Annotated in this window: 15 protein-coding genes; 5 read left to right on the top strand and 10 right to left on the bottom strand. The window is 57.1% G+C overall.

The genetic code is table 11. The annotated features are described in order from the left end of the window. Window positions 1-7 precede the first annotated feature (7 nt). Together folE and AC3WOK_RS08725 are read right to left on the bottom strand one after the other, a co-directional pair. Window positions 8-676: a GTP cyclohydrolase I FolE gene (gene folE, locus AC3WOK_RS08730; protein WP_023312471.1), complete on the bottom strand. Its 669-nt coding sequence runs from the start codon at window positions 674-676 to the stop codon at window positions 8-10. A 117-nt stretch (window positions 677-793) separates the two neighbouring features. Beyond that, a complete protein-coding gene (locus AC3WOK_RS08725; protein WP_492354337.1) occupies window positions 794-1927 on the bottom strand; it encodes a YbfB/YjiJ family MFS transporter in 1134 nt (377 codons plus the stop codon). 138 nt (window positions 1928-2065) lie between these two features. Between AC3WOK_RS08725 and fghA the strand changes: the two genes are divergently transcribed. Then, window positions 2066-2893: an S-formylglutathione hydrolase gene (gene fghA, locus AC3WOK_RS08720; RefSeq protein WP_059311496.1), complete on the top strand. Its 828-nt coding sequence runs from the start codon at window positions 2066-2068 to the stop codon at window positions 2891-2893. 99 nt (window positions 2894-2992) lie between these two features. Here the strand turns inward: fghA and cirA are convergent, their stop codons facing one another. From cirA to yieE, 3 genes are all read right to left on the bottom strand, one after another. Then, window positions 2993-4963, bottom strand: a complete 1971-nt coding sequence (gene cirA, locus AC3WOK_RS08715; RefSeq protein WP_059311497.1) for a catecholate siderophore receptor CirA — start codon at window positions 4961-4963, stop codon at window positions 2993-2995. A 225-nt stretch (window positions 4964-5188) separates the two neighbouring features. Further along, window positions 5189-6658: an amino acid permease gene (locus AC3WOK_RS08710; RefSeq protein ID WP_023336352.1), complete on the bottom strand. Its 1470-nt coding sequence runs from the start codon at window positions 6656-6658 to the stop codon at window positions 5189-5191. 164 nt (window positions 6659-6822) lie between these two features. Continuing rightward, window positions 6823-7689: a DNA-binding transcriptional regulator YeiE gene (gene yieE / locus AC3WOK_RS08705; RefSeq protein WP_024908171.1), complete on the bottom strand. Its 867-nt coding sequence runs from the start codon at window positions 7687-7689 to the stop codon at window positions 6823-6825. A 97-nt stretch (window positions 7690-7786) separates the two neighbouring features. On the opposite strand from yieE, the gene AC3WOK_RS08700 reads away from it, so the two are divergent. Both AC3WOK_RS08700 and nfo read left to right on the top strand, forming a co-directional pair. Further along, window positions 7787-8833: a YeiH family protein gene (locus AC3WOK_RS08700; protein WP_492354336.1), complete on the top strand. Its 1047-nt coding sequence runs from the start codon at window positions 7787-7789 to the stop codon at window positions 8831-8833. A gap of 63 nt (window positions 8834-8896) precedes the next feature. Beyond that, on the top strand, window positions 8897-9754 hold the full coding sequence (nfo, locus tag AC3WOK_RS08695) for a deoxyribonuclease IV (protein ID WP_059311499.1): 858 nt from the start codon (window positions 8897-8899) through the stop codon (window positions 9752-9754). Between the two features lie 48 nt (window positions 9755-9802). Here the strand turns inward: nfo and fruA are convergent, their stop codons facing one another. The 3 genes from fruA to fruB are packed head-to-tail and all read right to left on the bottom strand — an operon-like array spanning window position 9803 to window position 13573. Beyond that, window positions 9803-11488, bottom strand: a complete 1686-nt coding sequence (gene fruA, locus AC3WOK_RS08690) for a PTS fructose transporter subunit IIBC (protein ID WP_447855977.1) — start codon at window positions 11486-11488, stop codon at window positions 9803-9805. A gap of 16 nt (window positions 11489-11504) precedes the next feature. After that, the gene (gene fruK / locus AC3WOK_RS08685) at window positions 11505-12443 is read right to left on the bottom strand and encodes a 1-phosphofructokinase (protein ID WP_014170919.1); all 939 of its coding nucleotides are present in this window, start codon (window positions 12441-12443) and stop codon (window positions 11505-11507) included. Beyond that, window positions 12443-13573, bottom strand: coding sequence for a fused PTS fructose transporter subunit IIA/HPr protein (fruB, locus tag AC3WOK_RS08680; RefSeq protein ID WP_063428865.1), 1131 nt, complete (start codon window positions 13571-13573; stop codon window positions 12443-12445). The genes fruK and fruB overlap by 1 nt, the downstream gene beginning before the upstream one ends. Window positions 13574-13925: 352 nt before the next feature. Here fruB and setB point away from each other — a divergent pair, with 352 nt between their 5' ends. Next, the gene (gene setB / locus AC3WOK_RS08675) at window positions 13926-15107 is read left to right on the top strand and encodes a sugar efflux transporter SetB (protein WP_047346573.1); all 1182 of its coding nucleotides are present in this window, start codon (window positions 13926-13928) and stop codon (window positions 15105-15107) included. On the opposite strand, the gene AC3WOK_RS08670 is transcribed toward setB, so the two are convergent. After that, window positions 15104-15358 carry a YkgJ family cysteine cluster protein gene (locus AC3WOK_RS08670; protein WP_023312483.1) on the bottom strand — a complete coding sequence of 85 codons (255 nt, stop codon included), beginning with the start codon at window positions 15356-15358 and terminating at the stop codon, window positions 15104-15106. The genes setB and AC3WOK_RS08670 overlap by 4 nt on opposite strands. Window positions 15359-15522: 164 nt before the next feature. Here AC3WOK_RS08670 and yeiP point away from each other — a divergent pair, with 164 nt between their 5' ends. Next, window positions 15523-16095, top strand: coding sequence for an elongation factor P-like protein YeiP (yeiP, locus tag AC3WOK_RS08665; RefSeq protein WP_008500940.1), 573 nt, complete (start codon window positions 15523-15525; stop codon window positions 16093-16095). A 117-nt stretch (window positions 16096-16212) separates the two neighbouring features. On the opposite strand, the gene uxuA is transcribed toward yeiP, so the two are convergent. Then, a complete protein-coding gene (gene uxuA, locus AC3WOK_RS08660; protein ID WP_492354335.1) occupies window positions 16213-17403 on the bottom strand; it encodes a mannonate dehydratase in 1191 nt (396 codons plus the stop codon). Window positions 17404-17536 lie beyond the last annotated feature (133 nt).

Raw genomic sequence — 17536 nt, 5'->3', positions numbered from 1 at the left:
GTAAGACTTAGTTGTGGTGACGAACGGCGCGCAGGAACTCCTGGCGGGTATTCTGACTTGATTTAAACAGACCACCCAGCGAGGTTGTGGTGGTTGCACTGGTCGCATCACGCACGCCGCGCGCTTTCACGCAGTAGTGAACCGCGTCGATAGAGACGGCCACGTTATTGGTGCCCAGCAGCGTTTGCAGCGCGGTCAGGATCTGCTGCGTCAGACGCTCCTGCACCTGCGGACGCTGTGCAAAGAACTGCACGATGCGGTTGATCTTCGACAGGCCGATCACCGTATCTTTTGGGATATACGCCACGGTCGCTTTACCGTCGATGGTGACGAAATGGTGTTCGCAGGTGCTGGTCAGCGTGATATCGCGTACCGTGACCATCTCGTCCACTTTCATCTTGTTTTCGATGACGGTAATTTTCGGGAAGTTGGCGTAATCCAGGCCCGAGAAAATTTCGTCGACGTACATTTTTGCGATGCGGTGCGGCGTCTCCATCAGACTGTCGTCACTCAGATCGAGATTCAGCAGCTCCATGATCTCGGTCATATGACCGGCAATCAGACGCTTGCGGGTTTCATTGTCCAGATCCTGTACGGGCGGACGCAGTGGCGTTTCAAGACCGCGCGCAACCAGGGCTTCGTGGACCAGGGCAGCTTCTTTACTGAGTGATGACATTTTGTTCTCCTGCAGGTGTGGCGTCTTTTGCCCTCGTTGTGGCAAAAGTATGCGCTCATTGTGCGTGAGGCCGCGCACATAATCCAGTATTCACGACGATAATTATTGCAATTGCTGCTACCTTTCAGCGTGACGATTCCAGACCAGAGCCCCGCCGACGAACAGCGCAACGCCCGCCAGCCCCAGCGCAGGCTCCAGCCGGTGGGTAAGCCAGGTCGATAACGCCGAGGTCACCGGCCCTACCAGCTGCCCTATGGCATACCCGGTAGTAAGCAGACCCGCCATATACCGCGTGTGGTTCGGTGCCAGTTCGCGGCCGTATAAAAGCGAGAGCTGAACGGCGCAGAGGAACCCGCCACCCACCAGCAGCCCACCCGTCAGCAATCCACCTATTCCCGGCAGCAGCCAGGCCGCCAGCACGCCAGCCCCCTGTAACCACAGCACGATAGCCAGCCTGCGGTTAGCCGTTGAGGTATGGCGCAACAGAATGCTGAGCGCAATCCCCACCACGGCGGCGATACCAAAAATCGGCCACACGAACTGGGCGAACAGGCTGCCGGGAAAACGCACCGCCGCCATCTGCGACAGGAAGGTCGCCGGAAGGATATAGCCAAACCCGGCCAGGCTGTAGCTCCAGACCAGACGCTTTAAATCTGCCGTCAGCACCAGCGGCTCCGGCGCGGTTCCCGGTCGATGTAGTTGACCGGAACGCGGCAGGTAGCGCGCCACCAGGGCAATCAGCACCAGCGCCAGCACGCCGTAGATTTGCCATGCCGCCCCGGCCGAGAGGGATTTCGCCTGGATATAGACGCCGAGCAGCCCGCTCAGGGCAATACCAGCCCCCGGGCCGGCAAACACGGCCGCGCTCAGGCCCGGTTTACCCAGCTGCCCCAGCCGCTCGTTAGTCCAGGCGGCAATCAGCACCATCGACCAGCCGCTCATGCAGCCAATCACAAAGCGCAGCAGACCGTGTACAACGGCGTTATCCGCCGCGGCAGAGAGCAGCGTCAACGCCACCGCGCCCGTGATGCCCAGCCAGAGGCGCGCTTCAACAAAGCGGTGCGCGCGCATCGCATCCCATGCACCCACCAGATAGCCCAGATAATTCATCGCCGCCACCAGGCCCGCGCTGGTCAGCGTAAGCTGCCCGGCAGCAATCATCAGCGGCACCTGAGGCGTAAAGGCAAAGCGCCCGATCCCCATTGCCACCACCAGAACGACGAACCCACTGAGCGCAATACGCAGCGCCATGACCGCTCCAAATGTTAAAGAAAAGTAAATTTATGATGCAGCATCTCGCCGTCCGGTGAAAGTGAAAGTTGCTCACAGGTCAATGAAAACGCTGTATTATGGATGTTATGAATGCGCATTCTCATTAAGGAGCCCTGCATGGAACTGCTCGAAGAGCACCGTTGTTTTGAAGGTCGACAGCAGCGCTGGCGGCACGACTCCACCGTTCTGAACTGTGCGATGACGTTCAGTATCTTCCTGCCCCCGACGGAAAACCCACCGGTTCTGTTCTGGCTTTCAGGCCTGACCTGCAACGACGAAAACTTCACCACCAAAGCGGGCGCGCAGCGTATTGCCGCCGAGCTGGGCATTGCGCTGGTGATGCCAGACACCAGCCCGCGTGGCGATGATGTGGCCGACGATGCAGGATACGACCTGGGCAAAGGCGCCGGGTTTTATCTGAATGCGACCGAACAGCCCTGGGCGCGCCACTACCGTATGTATGATTACATTCGCGATGAGCTTCCTGCCCTGGTGCAGGCTCAGTTTGCGGTAGGTCACCGCTGCGCGATTAGCGGCCACTCGATGGGCGGTCACGGGGCGCTGATAATGGCGCTGAAAAACCCGGGTAAATACACCAGCGTGTCGGCATTTGCCCCTATCGTGAATCCTTCTCAGGTGCCGTGGGGGCAAAAAGCCTTTACCCACTATCTGGGTGAGGATGCGGAAAAATGGCTGGCCTGGGACAGCTGCGCGCTGATGCTGAACAGCAACGCTGAAGAGGCCATTCCCACCCTTATCGATCAGGGTGATGCGGATCAGTTCCTCGCCGGTCAGCTACAGCCTGCGGTACTGGCAGAGGCGGCGCGCCAGAAAGACTGGCCGCTGACGCTGCGCATTCAGCCGGGATACGATCACAGCTATTACTTCATTGCGTCCTTTATTGAGGACCATCTCCGCTTCCATGCGGAGCATTTGTTCGCATAAGTGCTGATGATTGCCGGGTGGCGGCTTCGCCTTACCCGGCCTACATTCGCGGGTTTTGTAGGCCCGGTAAGCGAAGCGCCACCGGGCATAAAGGTTACATCAGAACTTATAATCCACGCCGACAAAGTAACGACGGCCATCTTCCGTATAGCTGTAATCGTCACGGCTCAGATCTTTATCCAGCAGGTTCTGCACGCCCGCACGCAGCTTCACGCTTTTCGTCGCCTGCCACGCGGCGCCGGTATTCCAGATGACGTAGCCACCCGGCGTTGGTGCACTGCTGGTCAGCGCGCGTTTCTCACCGGTGTAGTTGCCCTGAACATAGAACGACCAGTCCTGCGTCGCCTTCCAGTCAACGGTACCGTTGGCGGTATGGAACGGCAGATCGGACAGCGGCTTGTTGCCACCGTTGCTGATATCACGACCGTCGTTATAGGTGTAGTTCAGCGTCACTTTCCAGTCTTCCGCCAGCGGGAATTTCAGCTCGGTTTCCACCCCACGGATGCGCGCCTTGTTGACGTTGTAGTAGCGGAAAATCGGTTCGCCGTCCGCATTCAGCCCAACGTAGTTAGGATAATCCTGCGCCTGATTCACATTGGCCGTACGGCTAATGCTGATGCGGTCATCCACATTATTCTGGAAGGTGGTGACGCTGGCCTGCACGCCCTCTAACCAGCCCTCTTCTCCGCTGTAGTAGAGACCGAATTCAAAGCTCTCGCTGGTTTCCGGTTTCAGGTCCGGGTTACCGACAATCTCACAGGCACCGCGGCACGAGCCGGTGACCCAGTCCGGGCTCAGCTGCAGCAGTGACGGCGCTTTAAACGCGGTAGCCCAGCCGCCTTTCACCGTTACGGTATCGGTCGCGTTGTAGACCAGATAGGCTCGCGGACTCCAGTGGTCACCGTAGGTATCATGGTCGTCCATACGGATGCCGGTGGTCAGCGCCAGAGGTTCAAAGATACGCCACTCATCCTCCAGGAACAGAGCATACTGGCTTGTCGAGGTACTGCTGCTGGAACCGCCCGTCAGGTTGACCGGGTCTTTCAGCTTATCGTGACGCCATTCGCCGCCGAAGGTCAGCAGCTGGTTGATTTCGCCCATCGGCAGCACGTATTTTCCGTCCACCGCGTTGCTCTCGGAGGTGATCGGATTGCTGTTGCCCGGATTTTTGTTATCCACCTTTTCGCCGTAAACCTTCAGCTCGCTGTTGCCGACGCCCCAGCGACCATTGTGGCTGAGAGAGTAGTTCTGACGTTCAAGGCGGTTTTTATCGAGGGAATCCGAGTCACGATCCTGACGGTCGAAACCGTAGCCCGCCGTAAAGTCGTGATTTTCAGACGGTGTCCAGGCGAATTCCACATTCGCATCGCGGCTGGTGAAGCCCTCAATGCGCGGTGTTTCACCGCTCGCCGTAGTGGATGATTTCTGCTGAGCGTCTTTCTCACGCTTCGCGAGGCTACCGTAGGCTTTCAGCCCCAGCAGGCCGTCGACCAGCGGTCCGCTGGTGTAGAACTGACCGTTATACGTGTCTCCACGATCGCGATGTTCCTGAATCGTGGAATCGGCGCTCAGGGTGCCCGTCCATTTCTGGCCGATTTTTTTGGTGATAATGTTCACCACGCCGCCCAGCGCATCGGAACCATAAAGAGAAGACATCGGTCCGCGCACCACTTCGATTCGTTCGATGGCGTCAACCGGCACCCAGTTGAGGTCGAAATCATTATGACGGAACACCGCGTTACGCGAGTTAACGCGCTTGCCGTCGATCAGGATCAGCGTATAGCTGCTGTCCAGTCCGCGAATACTTACCCCTTTACGGTTGTCCCCTTCGCTCGTGAGCTGAACGCCCGGCACATCCCGTAACACATCTTTCAGATTCTGAACGGGTTTGCGCTGCAAATCTTCCTGGGTAATCACGCTGATGCTTGCGGGTGCGTCTTTCAGGTTTTGCTCGGTCGCGGAGGCCGTTACAACCATTGTGTCGCCGGATTCCGCTGCGATAACAGGCAGGGCCAGGGACATTGCGGACGCACAAAGTCCTCCCCTGACGAAGGGATTCAACCTAAACATTCCATATCTCCATGAGGTAAATACAACTAAATCAAATCATCATCGCTCACAGCGTCTTCCTTGCCGCCCACATCTGCGGTGGGTCGGTGACACGCTTATTTTTGATAACGATAAAGCAAACGATAATTATTATCAATTAAATTGTTAAGAAATATATCTTTGTTTCAGGATGCGGGAATAAAAAAGCCCGCTCGAATGAGCGGGCTAAAGAGAGAGGAAGTGCGGTTATTGTTTAAATCGTTCCGGGAATTCCATTTCACTGTAGCGAACGAATTTTGTTCCTTTCGTCAGCTTGTAGCCAAACCAGATGACGAGGAACAGCGGAATACCAATGTAGGTCGCCGTAACGGCGCCCCAGTCAATGGTGTCCGCCAGGAACGCTTCATAGTTCTGTCCGAGCGTAATGATCAGGCACAGAATGAAGGCGAAAATGGGACCCAGCGGGAAGAAGCCGGAGCGATACGGCAGCGAGTTAATATCGTGACCCTGCTTGACGAAGCCACGGCGGAAACGGTAGTGGCTAATGGCAATGCCCAGCCACGCGATAAAGCCCGTCATCCCTGAGGTGTTAAGCAGCCAAAGGTACACCGTCTGGTTGCCAAACATGGAAGTCAGGAAGCACAGACCGGCGATTACCGTTGTCGCGTACAGCGCGTTACGTGGGACGCCGCCTCGGGACAGTTTCGCGAAGATACGCGGTGCCTTACCGTCGCATGCCAGCGTGTAAAGCATACGGGTGGACGCGTACATCCCGGAGTTACCGGCTGAAAGCACGGCGGTCAGGATAACGGCGTTCATCACTGCCGCGGCAGAAAGCAGGCCGGCGTGCTGGAAGACCAGCGTGAACGGGCTGACGCTAATGTCTTTAACGTCATTGCGCAGCAGGCTTGGATCGGTGTACGGAATGATCAGGCTGATAATCAGGATCGCGAACACATAGAACAGCAGGATACGCCAGAAGACCTGACGGACCGCCCGCGGAATATTTTTCTCCGGGTTCTCTGACTCACCGGCGGCGATGCCAATCAGCTCGGTCCCCTGGAAGGAGAAGCCGACAATCATTGCCACGCCAATCATCGCCGAGAGGCCACCGGCAAACGGCGCATCGCCTATCGCCCAGTTACTCCAGCCCGCAGGTTCAGCGCCTTTGAAAATACCAACGATCATCGCCACACCGACGACGATAAAGATGATGACGGTTGCCACTTTGATCAAAGAGAACCAGTATTCCGCTTCGCCGAAACCGCGCACGGAGATGTAGTTCAGCAGGAAGATGACGGCCAGGAACAGAGCGCTCCAGATCCAGCCCGGCGTATCCGGGAACCACCAGTTCATTACCAGCTGTGCGGCGACAAGGTCAACGGCGATGGTGACCGCCCAGTTGTACCAATAGTTCCAGCCCAGCGCGAAGCCGAAGCCTTCTTCAACGTATTTTTGACCGTAGGTCGAAAACGAACCGGATACCGGCATGTACGCGGCCAGTTCGCCCAGGCTGGTCATCAGGAAGTACACCATCAGGCCAATCAGAATATAAGAGAAAAGTGCCCCACCCGGGCCTGCTGCCGAAATCGTTGCGCCGGAGGCAACGAAAAGACCTGTACCGATTGAGCCGCCAATCGCGATCATCGTCAGGTGACGCGCCTTCAGTTCACGACGTAGCGTGGGCGCTTCTGTGGTTTTAATTTCTGAAACCATATGAAAATGCTGTCCATTTAATAAATGAGGCGCGATTGTAGCAGACGATCCGCGTTCCTTCCGGCAGAAATACTCAGTTATAAGAGAGCTTCATGACTCGGCCAGGATTATAAGTAAAGCAGAAATCGGGGCTTTCCCCTCTCCCCTTTGAGGAGAGGGGAAGATTACATCTCGCAATAGCGCAGAAAACGCTGCAGCGAACTGGAAAGGTGTTTCTGACGATGATGGATGCACCACAGGGTGCGTACCAGTTTTGGGAGCGGAACGGGAATTTCCACCAGCGAGCCCGTCTCAAGCTGTTCAGCAATGACGCGCCGGGAAAGACAGCTGATGCCCAGCCCGTGGCGCACCGCGTGCTTGATGGCCTCTGAATTGCCCAGCTCCATCCCCAGCTGGAAATGCGGCAGATGGGAAAGCAGCAGATAATCGACAATTTCACGCGTGCCGGAGCCCTGCTCGCGCAGGATCCACTGCGCCTGCGCGAGGCGTTCCAGCGTCACTTCCCCCTGCAGTAAAGATGAGGCCGGGGAAGCAAACACCACCAGCTCATCCTCCAGCCAGGGCTCGGCAATGATGTCGACGTTATGGCAGGGTCCTTCGATGAGGCCGATATCCACGCGGAAATCGATCACCGCGTTGATGACGTCCTGGCTATTGCCCACGCTCATCTCCAGCGGCAGGGTCGGGAAATCCCGGCGGTAGCGGGCAATCACTTCCGGCAGAATGTAATTCCCGATGGTGCTGCTGGCGTAAACGCGAATTGCACCGTTATCCTCGCGGAACAGCTGTTCGATTTCGATAGCCTGCTCGAGCAGCGCCAGCGCGCGCGGATAGAGCAGACGGCCATGTTCGTTGACCACCAGACGCTTCCCTACCCTGTCGAAAAGCTGAACGCCCAGTTGCCCTTCAAGATCGGTCAACGCCGCGCTGACCGCAGACTGCGAGAGCGCCAGCATTTGTGACGCCTGGGTCGTCGAACCGCTTTTCAGCACCTCGGCAAACACTTCCAGCTGACGCAATGTAATGTGCATGGTTGCTTACCACTTATATAGATTGATTATAAGTATATAATCAATTTTATTTTTAAGCCAGAGCGCCGTAACCTTTAGCCAGACAAAGGAGAAGGTTATGTCAGAAATCACCTTACAACATCATCGTACAGTGTGGCACTTCGTGCCGGGTCTTGCGCTCAGCGCAGCGGTTACCGGCGTGGCGCTATGGGGCGGTAGTATTCCGGCCATCGCGGGGGCAGGCTTTAGCGCGTTAACCCTGGCAATATTGCTCGGCATGGTCGTGGGAAATACCGTTTACCCGCATATCTGGAAATCCTGCGACGGCGGCGTGATCTTTGCCAAACAGCACCTGCTGCGTCTCGGGATCATCCTTTACGGCTTCCGTCTCACCTTTTCGCAGATTGCGGACGTGGGCGTGAGCGGGATCGCTATCGACGTCCTGACCCTCACCAGCACCTTTTTACTGGCCTGCTTTATCGGTCAGAAAGTCTTTGGCCTGGATAAGCATACCAGCTGGCTGATCGGTGCCGGGAGCAGTATTTGCGGGGCCGCGGCGGTGCTGGCAACGGAACCCGTCGTTAAAGCCGAAGCCAGCAAGGTGACGGTGGCGGTGGCGACGGTGGTGATCTTCGGTACGCTGGCAATTTTCCTCTACCCGGCGATGTATCCGCTGGTTGCCCACTGGTTTAGCCCGGAAACGTACGGCATTTATATTGGCTCAACCATGCACGAAGTGGCCCAGGTGGTTGCCGCAGGACACGCCATTAACCCGGAAGCCGAAAACGCGGCGGTGATTGCCAAAATGCTGCGCGTAATGATGCTGGCGCCGTTCCTGATTTTCCTGGCCGCGCGGGTTAAACAGCTGGCTCCGGCGGGCGGCAGCGAGAAAAGCAAAATCACCATTCCGTGGTTTGCGATCCTGTTTATCGTGGTGGCGATTTTCAACTCCTTCCACCTGCTGCCGAAAGCCGTTGTCGATATGCTGGTGACGCTGGATACGGTGCTGCTGGCGATGGCCATGGCGGCGCTGGGGGTGACCACGCACGTCAGCGCGCTGAAAAAAGCTGGTGCGAAACCGCTGCTGATGGCGCTGGTGCTCTTCATCTGGCTGATTGTCGGCGGTGGTGCCATTAACCTCGCCGTGCACACCCTGATGGCATAAACCATCTCGTCCTTCTCCTGCTAACCCGCTATCATAAGCGTTTCGGGTTAGCAGGAGTTTTTTATGAAATATGTTGGAGCGCACGTTAGCGCTGCAGGTGGCCTTGCGAATGCCGCCATTCGCGCCGCCGAAATTGAGGCGACCGCTTTCGCCCTGTTCACCAAAAACCAGCGCCAGTGGCGCGCCGCGCCGCTGACCTCTGAAGTGATTGATGACTTCAAAGCCGCCTGTGAGAAATACCGCTACGGGCCGGGCCAGATCCTCCCCCACGACAGCTACCTAATCAACCTCGGGCATCCGGTTCAGGAAGCGCTGGATAAGTCCCGCGAAGCGTTTCTGGATGAAGTCCAGCGCTGCGAACAGCTGGGGCTGACGCTGCTGAACTTCCATCCGGGTAGCCACCTGATGCAAATCGATGAAGATGCCTGCCTGGCGCGCATTGCCGAGTCCATCAACATCACCCTGGATAAAACCCAGGGCGTCACCGCGGTGATTGAGAATACCGCCGGTCAGGGCAGCAACCTCGGCTTTAAGTTCGAACATCTGGCGGCCATTATTGACGGCGTGGAAGATAAATCCCGCGTCGGCGTGTGCATTGATACCTGCCACGCCTTTGCGGCCGGCTATGACCTGCGCACGACCGAGGCAACGAAAAACACGTTTGATGAGTTTGAGCGCATCGTGGGCTTTAAGTACCTGCGCGGAATGCACCTAAACGATGCGAAAAGCGCCTTTGGCAGCCGCGTTGACCGCCACCACAGCCTGGGCGAAGGCAACATCGGCCATGACGCGTTCCGCTTTATCATGCAGGACGCCCGCTTCGACGGTATTCCGATGGTGCTTGAAACCATCAATCCGGATATCTGGGCAGAAGAGATTGCCTGGCTCAAGGCGCAGCAAACCGCTGAACAGGCGGCATAAAAAAAAGCCGGGTGCATAATGCAACCCGGCTTTTTTGTTGTTTATTGCTTACGCTGCTTTTGCCACGACTTCCGCTTCCGGACGTTTCAGCACTGCGTAAGAGAGACCCGCCACCAGCGTACCGGCAACGATTGCCAGCAGGTAGCCCAGAACCGGGGTGATAGCGCCAGGGATCAGCAGAACAAACAGACCGCCGTGCGGTGCCATCAGTTTCGCGCCAACCGCCATGGAGATAGCCCCCGTCACTGCCCCACCCACGATACAGCACGGCAGGACGCGCATTGGGTCACGGGCCGCGAACGGAATCGCCCCTTCGGTGATGAAGCACAGACCCAGCACCAGCGCGGCCTTACCGCCTTCCTGCTGCGCTTTATCGAACTTACGGCGGGCAATAATCGTCGCCAGACCGAGCGCCAGCGGAGGCACCATACCGGCTGCCATGATGGCTGCCATCGGCGCGTAGGTCTGGGTACTCAGCAGGCCAACGCCAAAGGCGTACGCCGCTTTGTTCACCGGACCACCCATATCGGTACACATCATGCCACCGAGGATAGCACCCAGCAGAACCGCGTTCGCGGTGCCCATAGTTTGCAGCCAGTGGGTCAGACCCGCCAGGATGCCCGCAACAGGTTTACCAATCAGGTAAATCATCGCCAGGCCGACCACCAGGCTGGAAATCAGCGGGATGATCAGAATCGGCTTCAGGGCTTCCATACTCTGCGGCAACTTCAGCTTCGCGCTAATGAGCTTCGCGACGTAACCGGCCAGGAAGCCGGCGATGATACCGCCGATAAAGCCGGAACCGGTGCTTACTGCCAGCATACCGCCGATAAGACCCGGCGTCAGGCCAGGACGGTCAGCGATGGAGAAGGCAATAAAGCCTGCCAGAACAGGGACCATCAGCGCGAACGCGGATCCACCGCCGATCTGCATCAACGCAGCCGCCAGCGTGCCTTCTTCTTTAAACGCGGTAATACCAAATGCGAACGAGAGAGCGATACACAGACCACCCGCAACCACCATCGGCAGCATGTAAGACACGCCGGTCAGGAGATGGCGATAGGCGCCTGCAGACTCTTTCTTACCTTCCGTTGCGGTTTGACGCGCGCCGGTTGCCTGATACGGCTTCGCTTCCACCAGCGCCTTATCAAACTCCTGAGCGGTTTTTTTCAGCGCCAGGCCGGTAGAGGTACGGTACATAGGCTTACCGGCAAATTTCGCCAGATCCACTTCGATATCCGCCGCCACGATCACCAGATCGGCTTCCGCCACTTCTTCAGGGGTGATGGCGTTGCCGGCGCCAACCGAGCCGCGGGTTTCAACTTTTACCCACCAGCCGCGTTTTTTCGCTTCGGTTTCAATGGCCTCAGCCGCCATAAAGGTGTGAGCCACGCCGGTCGGGCAGGCCGTCACCGCCACAATGCGTTTCGGACCTGCGGCCGCAGCCGGCGCCGTCGCGACAGGTGCGCTGTAGACGGAAGCGTGGCCTTTCGCTTCGCTCAGGAACAGTTCCGGGTGTGCCACCGCGCGATTAATATCGCCCAGCCACACTTTTTTGCCGTTCAGCGCACTGTCAGCCGGGATTTTATCGCCCAGTACAATGGCCAGTTCTGCATCGCCTGGATTATCGATAATATCCAGATGTGCTTTTTGTGCCGCCGCGCCCAGCAAGGTCTTCGCCATATAGGCGCGAGCCTGTCCGAGACCGGAGTCAATGATCAGCAGCGTTTTCATTATTCCTCTCCTGCTGTTAGTTAAAAGGTTTTAAGTCAACGCGCGCCATCATCGCGGCTAACTGGGTACGATCGGTAATACCGACATTGCTCTGGCTTACGGCCAGGGCAGCAACGGCGGTGGCAAGACGTAAAGTATGTTCACTGGATTCACGCATCAGCAGACCGTAAATCAGGCCGCCAACCATGGAATCCCCTGCGCCAACGGTGCTGACAACGTCAACCGACGGCGGTTTGGCGATCCATTCGCCAGACGCGTTAACCCACAACGCGCCTTCTGCGCCAAGCGAGATAACCACGTGAGCGATACCCTGCTCGCGCAGCGCATGGGCAGCGTCAATCACATCTTTTAATTCTGGCAGCTTACGGCCCGCCCAGATCTCCAGCTCGCGGCGATTCGGCTTCACCAGCCACGGTGAGGCTTTCAGACCCGCAACCAGCGCGTCGCGGCTGCTGTCGAAAATAATACACGGGCACTGGCTGCGCAGGCGCGTCATCCAGTCGGTAAACGCTTCCGGGCTCACGCCGGACGGCAGGCTGCCGCTGACGCAGACCATGTCAAACTGGCCAAGCCAGGTGAGCGAGTCGTTAACAAAACGTTCCCAGTCTGACGGCGTCACTTCGAAGCCAGAGAAGTTGAGATCGGTCACTTCACCGTCTTTCTCGGTCAGCTTAACGTTGATACGGGTACGGCCCTGCACAACCTGAAAACGGTTGGCAATGCCCAGCTCGCTGAACAGCTGCTGGAAGCCATCCTGGTTATCTTTACCGAGGAATCCGCCCACGGTGACGTCGATACCGAGATCCTTGAGCACTTTCGCGACGTTGATCCCTTTACCCGCAGCATGCAGGCCAGTGGTACGCACGAGGTTGACTTCGCCGCGCTCAATTTCAGGGCAAAATCCCACCAGGTCATAAGCCGGGTTCAGCGTAATAGTCGCAACACGTCTGCTCATTATGCGCCCTCCCCCAGACCCGCCGCGATGGCGTCGCCAATCGCTTTCAGCGCCTGTTCAGCATCCGCACCCTGCGCGGTGAAACGCAGTCGGTGGCCTTTCTTCACGCCCAGCGCGACAACTTTCATCAGACTACGGCCGTTGGCCGGTTTGCCCGTGCCATCAAGATTCGCCACGGTGATCTCACTCTCGAATTGTTTAATGGTATTCACCAGCATGGTGCCAGGACGGGCATGCAGGCCGTGTTCGTTGCGCACAACGAACTCCGCCGACTGCACGTCATCCGTCAGCGCATCATCACTGGTCAGCAGTGCCAGCACGGTAGAGGCATCAGCGTTCAGCAGTTTTTCAGCTTTGTTGTTCAGCAGCAGGTCGCCCAGACGCTTCAGCACGGAAACCGGCTGATCGTCGTTCATCGCCACGGTCACCAGCATGGCTGCGCGTTCGCCTTCGACGTCAAACGCATTGGCCGCACGGCTCACGGCGATAGCACTGCGCAGGTTGCCTTCAGCACTGTCGTTCAGCCAGATGCCCTGACCCAGATTCAACGGCTTATCGTTGATCGCGCGGGTGACAAAGGTGGCGTCTGCCGCGCCGGCTTCTTTCAGCCGACCTGCGTTCAGCGCCTGCAGCGTCACCAGATCGGAGGCAGCCACGTCCAGCGTCAGCGTTTCGTTATCCAGTTTCAGCGCTTCACTCTGTTTTTCGCCCATCAGCAAGGCGCGCAGCTCTTCCGCCGTCGTGGCAGACTTAAGCTGTTCAGCTACCGCGTCATCGCTCAGGACATGCGTCAGCTGACGCAGCAGGCCTAAGTGTTCGTCGCTGCTGGCCGCGATACCGATAGCCACGTAAGCCACCTGACCGTCACCCCAGAGCACGCCCTGCGGGAACTGATAAACCTGAACGCCGGTTTTCAGCACCTGATCGCGGGTGTCGGTTGTGCCGTGCGGAATGGCAATGCCATTGCCGAGGAAGGTTGAGGTCTGCTGCTCACGCGCCAGCATGCCGTTTACATAGCCGTCCGCGACGTTGCCCGCCTGCACAAGCGCGGCGGCAACCTGGCGAATAGCCTCTTCTTTATCCCCGGCCTGAGCGCCCGGGTGGATATCCTGAACAGATAACTGGAACATGGTTCTCCACTCCTGCTGAACTTGAATCGTTTCAGCTTTAATGAGAAAAAATGCGCTAGCCTGCTCCGTTTGTTTAAACAAGATAGCGCTGAAACGTTTCAAAAAGTCTTGCGCTTTCTGCAAAGCCTTGCAAGTAAACTCGTCTTTCTGATGTCAGAATTTAGAGATACAGCACATTTCTTCTTCGTTCAGCTGAAGTTCAGCAAGTCAGTTTCAGCTAAGGTCAGCCAGCCTGTTTATAAGTTGAAATGCCATTTTGATTTTTCGTGGCATCATTGACCGCACCCACTGTTTATTTTTTAGCTGACGGCGTAAACTCCGCCTCCTCTCTGCTACTCGCTAATTATAAAACATGCATAACACCCCTGCGGCCGCCTCGCCGAAGCCCTTTGATTTGACCTCAGCGGCATTCCTGGTTGTTGCCTTCTTCACGGGCATTGCCGGTGCGTTACAGACGCCGACGCTGAGTTTATTTCTGACGAATGAGGTTCACGCCCGCCCGGCAATGGTCGGCTTCTTTTTTACCGGCAGCGCCATCATCGGCATCCTGGTCAGTCAGTTTCTGGCGGGGCGATCCGACAGAAAAGGCGATCGTAAAAGCCTGATCGTTTTCTGCTGCCTGCTGGGGGTATTGGCCTGCGTTCTGTTTGCCTGGAACCGCAATTATTTCATTTTGCTCTTCGTCGGGGTGTTCCTGAGCAGCTTTGGCTCGACGGCGAACCCGCAGATGTTCGCCCTTGCCCGCGAACACGCCGACCATACCGGGCGTGAAGCGGTGATGTTCAGCTCCGTTCTGCGTGCTCAGGTGTCGCTGGCGTGGGTAATTGGCCCGCCGCTGGCTTACGCGCTGGCGATGGGGTTTGGCTTTACGGTGATGTACCTGAGCGCGGCCGTCGCGTTTGTAGCGTGCGGGGCGCTGGTGTGGTTCTTTCTGCCGTCCATGCGCAAAGAGCCGAAAGTGGCAACGGGCGTGCTGGAAGCGCCGCGCCGCAACCGCCGCGATGCCCTGCTCCTGTTTGTTGTCTGCACGTTGATGTGGGGTACCAACAGCCTGTATATCATCAATATGCCGCTGTTTATTATTGATGAACTGCACCTGTCGGAGAAGCTGGCGGGCATTATGATGGGCACCGCCGCCGGGCTGGAGATCCCGACCATGCTCATCGCAGGCTATTACGCAAAGCGTTTCGGGAAGCGTTTTTTAATGCGCATCGCCGCCGTCGCGGGTCTGCTGTTCTATATCGGTATGTTGACGGTTCATACGCCGGGGCTGCTGCTGGCTTTACAGCTGCTGAACGCCATCTATATCGGCATTCTCGCCGGGATAGGCATGCTCTACTTCCAGGATCTGATGCCGGGTCAGGCAGGCTCTGCCACCACCCTTTATACTAATACCACCCGCGTGGGCTGGATTATCGCCGGCTCAATGGCCGGCGTGGTGGCTGAAATCTGGAACTATCACACGGTGTTCTGGATTGCGCTGGTGATGTGTACGCTGACGATTGGCTGTCTGACGCGGATTAAAGACGTTTAGGGCGCGGTGAGCGCTTCCAGCTCAAGAAGGTACGTCATCGCCTGCCCTCGCGTGCTGCCGCACATTTCGGCAGTGGGCTGAAGCCCGGAGCAGACCTTCGGGCGCAAAGGCGAGCCAAAGATCATGCACAGATTCGTTTCCGAGAGCTGAACGCAGCGGGTATTGGCAGGCTTGCCCTCGGGCATTCCTGGAATGGGACTTGAAATGGACGGTGCAGTACAGCACGCGCCACAGTCTGGACGGCAATCCATAAATGCTCTCTTTCGCTGACGGACGCCCGCGCAGTCGGGCATCGCGCGCACAGTAACACCTTTTGCGTATTGATAGCAAAAGCCGCGAATTCCTCTTGCCTGAAAGGCCGCGCGCGAGTAATTTGGCGCGATATTTTTTACCTCCCGTAAACAGGATTACTGCAATGCCAAGAGCGAACGAAATTAAGAAAGGTATGGTGCTGAATTACAACGGCAAACTGCTGATTGTGAAAGATATCGACATTCAGGCCCCGAGCGCCCGTGGTGCAGCAACGCTGTACAAAATGCGTTTCGCCGATGTGCGTACCGGCCTGAAAGTGGAAGAGCGCTTTAAAGGTGACGATATCGTCGATACCGTGACCCTGACCCGCCGCTATGTCGATTTCTCCTACATTGACGGCAACGAATACGTGTTCATGGATAAAGAAGATTACACCCCGTACATCTTCACCAAAGATCAGATCGAAGAAGAGCTGCTGTTCATCCCTGAAGGCGGTATGCCTGACATGCAGGTCCTGACCTGGGACGGCGTGCTGCTGGCCCTGGAACTGCCTCAGACCGTCGATCTGGAAATCGTTGAAACCGCGCCAGGCATCAAAGGCGCGTCCGCCAGCGCGCGCAACAAACCGGCAACCCTGACGACCGGCCTGGTTGTGCAGGTACCGGAATACCTCTCCGCTGGCGAGAAAATCCGCATCCATATCGAAGAAAAACGCTATATGGGTCGCGCTGACTGATTGCGGCATTTGTAGGGTGGCGGCTTCGCCTTACCCGACCTACAAAAATACAAAAACCGGCACTCAGGCCGGTTTTTTTGTAGGCCCGGTAAGCGTAGCGCCACCGGGAAACAGAGCTTACAGAAGCTCCGGATACTTCGTCATCTTCAGCGCCAGCTCAACGCCGCGCACTTCCGCCATTCCCTTAAGCCGGCCAATCGCCGAATAGCCCGGGTTGGTCTTCTTACGCAGATCGTCCAGCATCTGGTGTCCGTGATCCGGACGGAACGGGATAGGACGCACATCGCCAGCCTGCTTGCGACGCGCCTCTTCCGCCAGAATAGCATCCACCACCGCAACCATATTCACATCGCCGCCAAGGTGCGCCGCCTCGTGGAAGGTTTTCGGGTTCGCTTCACGACAGGTCGCACGCAGATGCGTAAAGTGGATACGATCGCCGAAGGTTTCAATCATCCGTACCAGATCGTTATCCGCGCGCACGCCGTAGGAGCCGGTACACATGGTAAAGCCGTTATAGATGCTGTTTACCGTCTCTTTCAGCCACTGCATATCTTCCAGGGTGGAAACGATACGCGGCAGGCCAAGGATAGGACGCGGAGGATCGTCCGGGTGCACGGCGAGGCGTACACCCGCCTCTTCAGCGACCGGCACGATAGCGCGCAGGAAATACGCCATATTTTCACGCAGCTGGTGCTTATCAATATCGCCGTATTCCGCCAGACGCGCGCGGAACTGATCCAGCGTATACCCCTCTTCAGCACCCGGCAGGCCAGCAATAATATTACGGGTCAGCTTTTCGATGTCTGCTTCGCTGGCGGCGTTAAACCACTCACGCGCCTGCTGCTGCTCTTCTGCGGTGTAATCCGCTTCGGCGCCAGGGCGTTTCAGAATGTGCAGTTCGAATGCCGCAAAGGCAATCTGATCGAAACGCAGCGCTTTTGAACCGTCCGGCATCTGATACTCAAGGTCGGTCCGCGTCCAGTCCAGAATGGGCATGAAGTTATAGCAGACCGTATCAATGCCGCAGGCTGCCAGGTTGCGAATGCTCTGCTGATAGTTAGCAATCCACGTCTGGTACTCACCGGAATGGGTTTTGATCTCTTCATGAACCGGAATGCTTTCCACCACAGACCAGGTTATTCCCTTCTCCGCCAGCAGCGCCTGACGCTGTTGAATTTCCTCAATCGGCCATACCTGACCGTTAGGAATATGATGCAGCGCCGTGACGACACCCGTTGCGCCAGCCTGACGCACATCATCAAGAGAAACCGGATCGTTCGGCCCGTACCAACGCCAGGTTTGTTCCATTGCCTCACCCTCTTAAGTTGTTATACCAATATACGTTACTGCAATGACGACTACCATACATGTTTGCCGCTAAGGGTCAACATACCGCCACACATTGATTGATCAAACTCACAGAACGGGGATATTTACGGCT

Source organism: Enterobacter sp. FW301-JW81 (assembly GCF_058788735.1).
The sequence above is the reverse complement of the archived record's forward strand: the minus strand, read 5'-3'. Positions and strand labels throughout refer to the sequence as shown.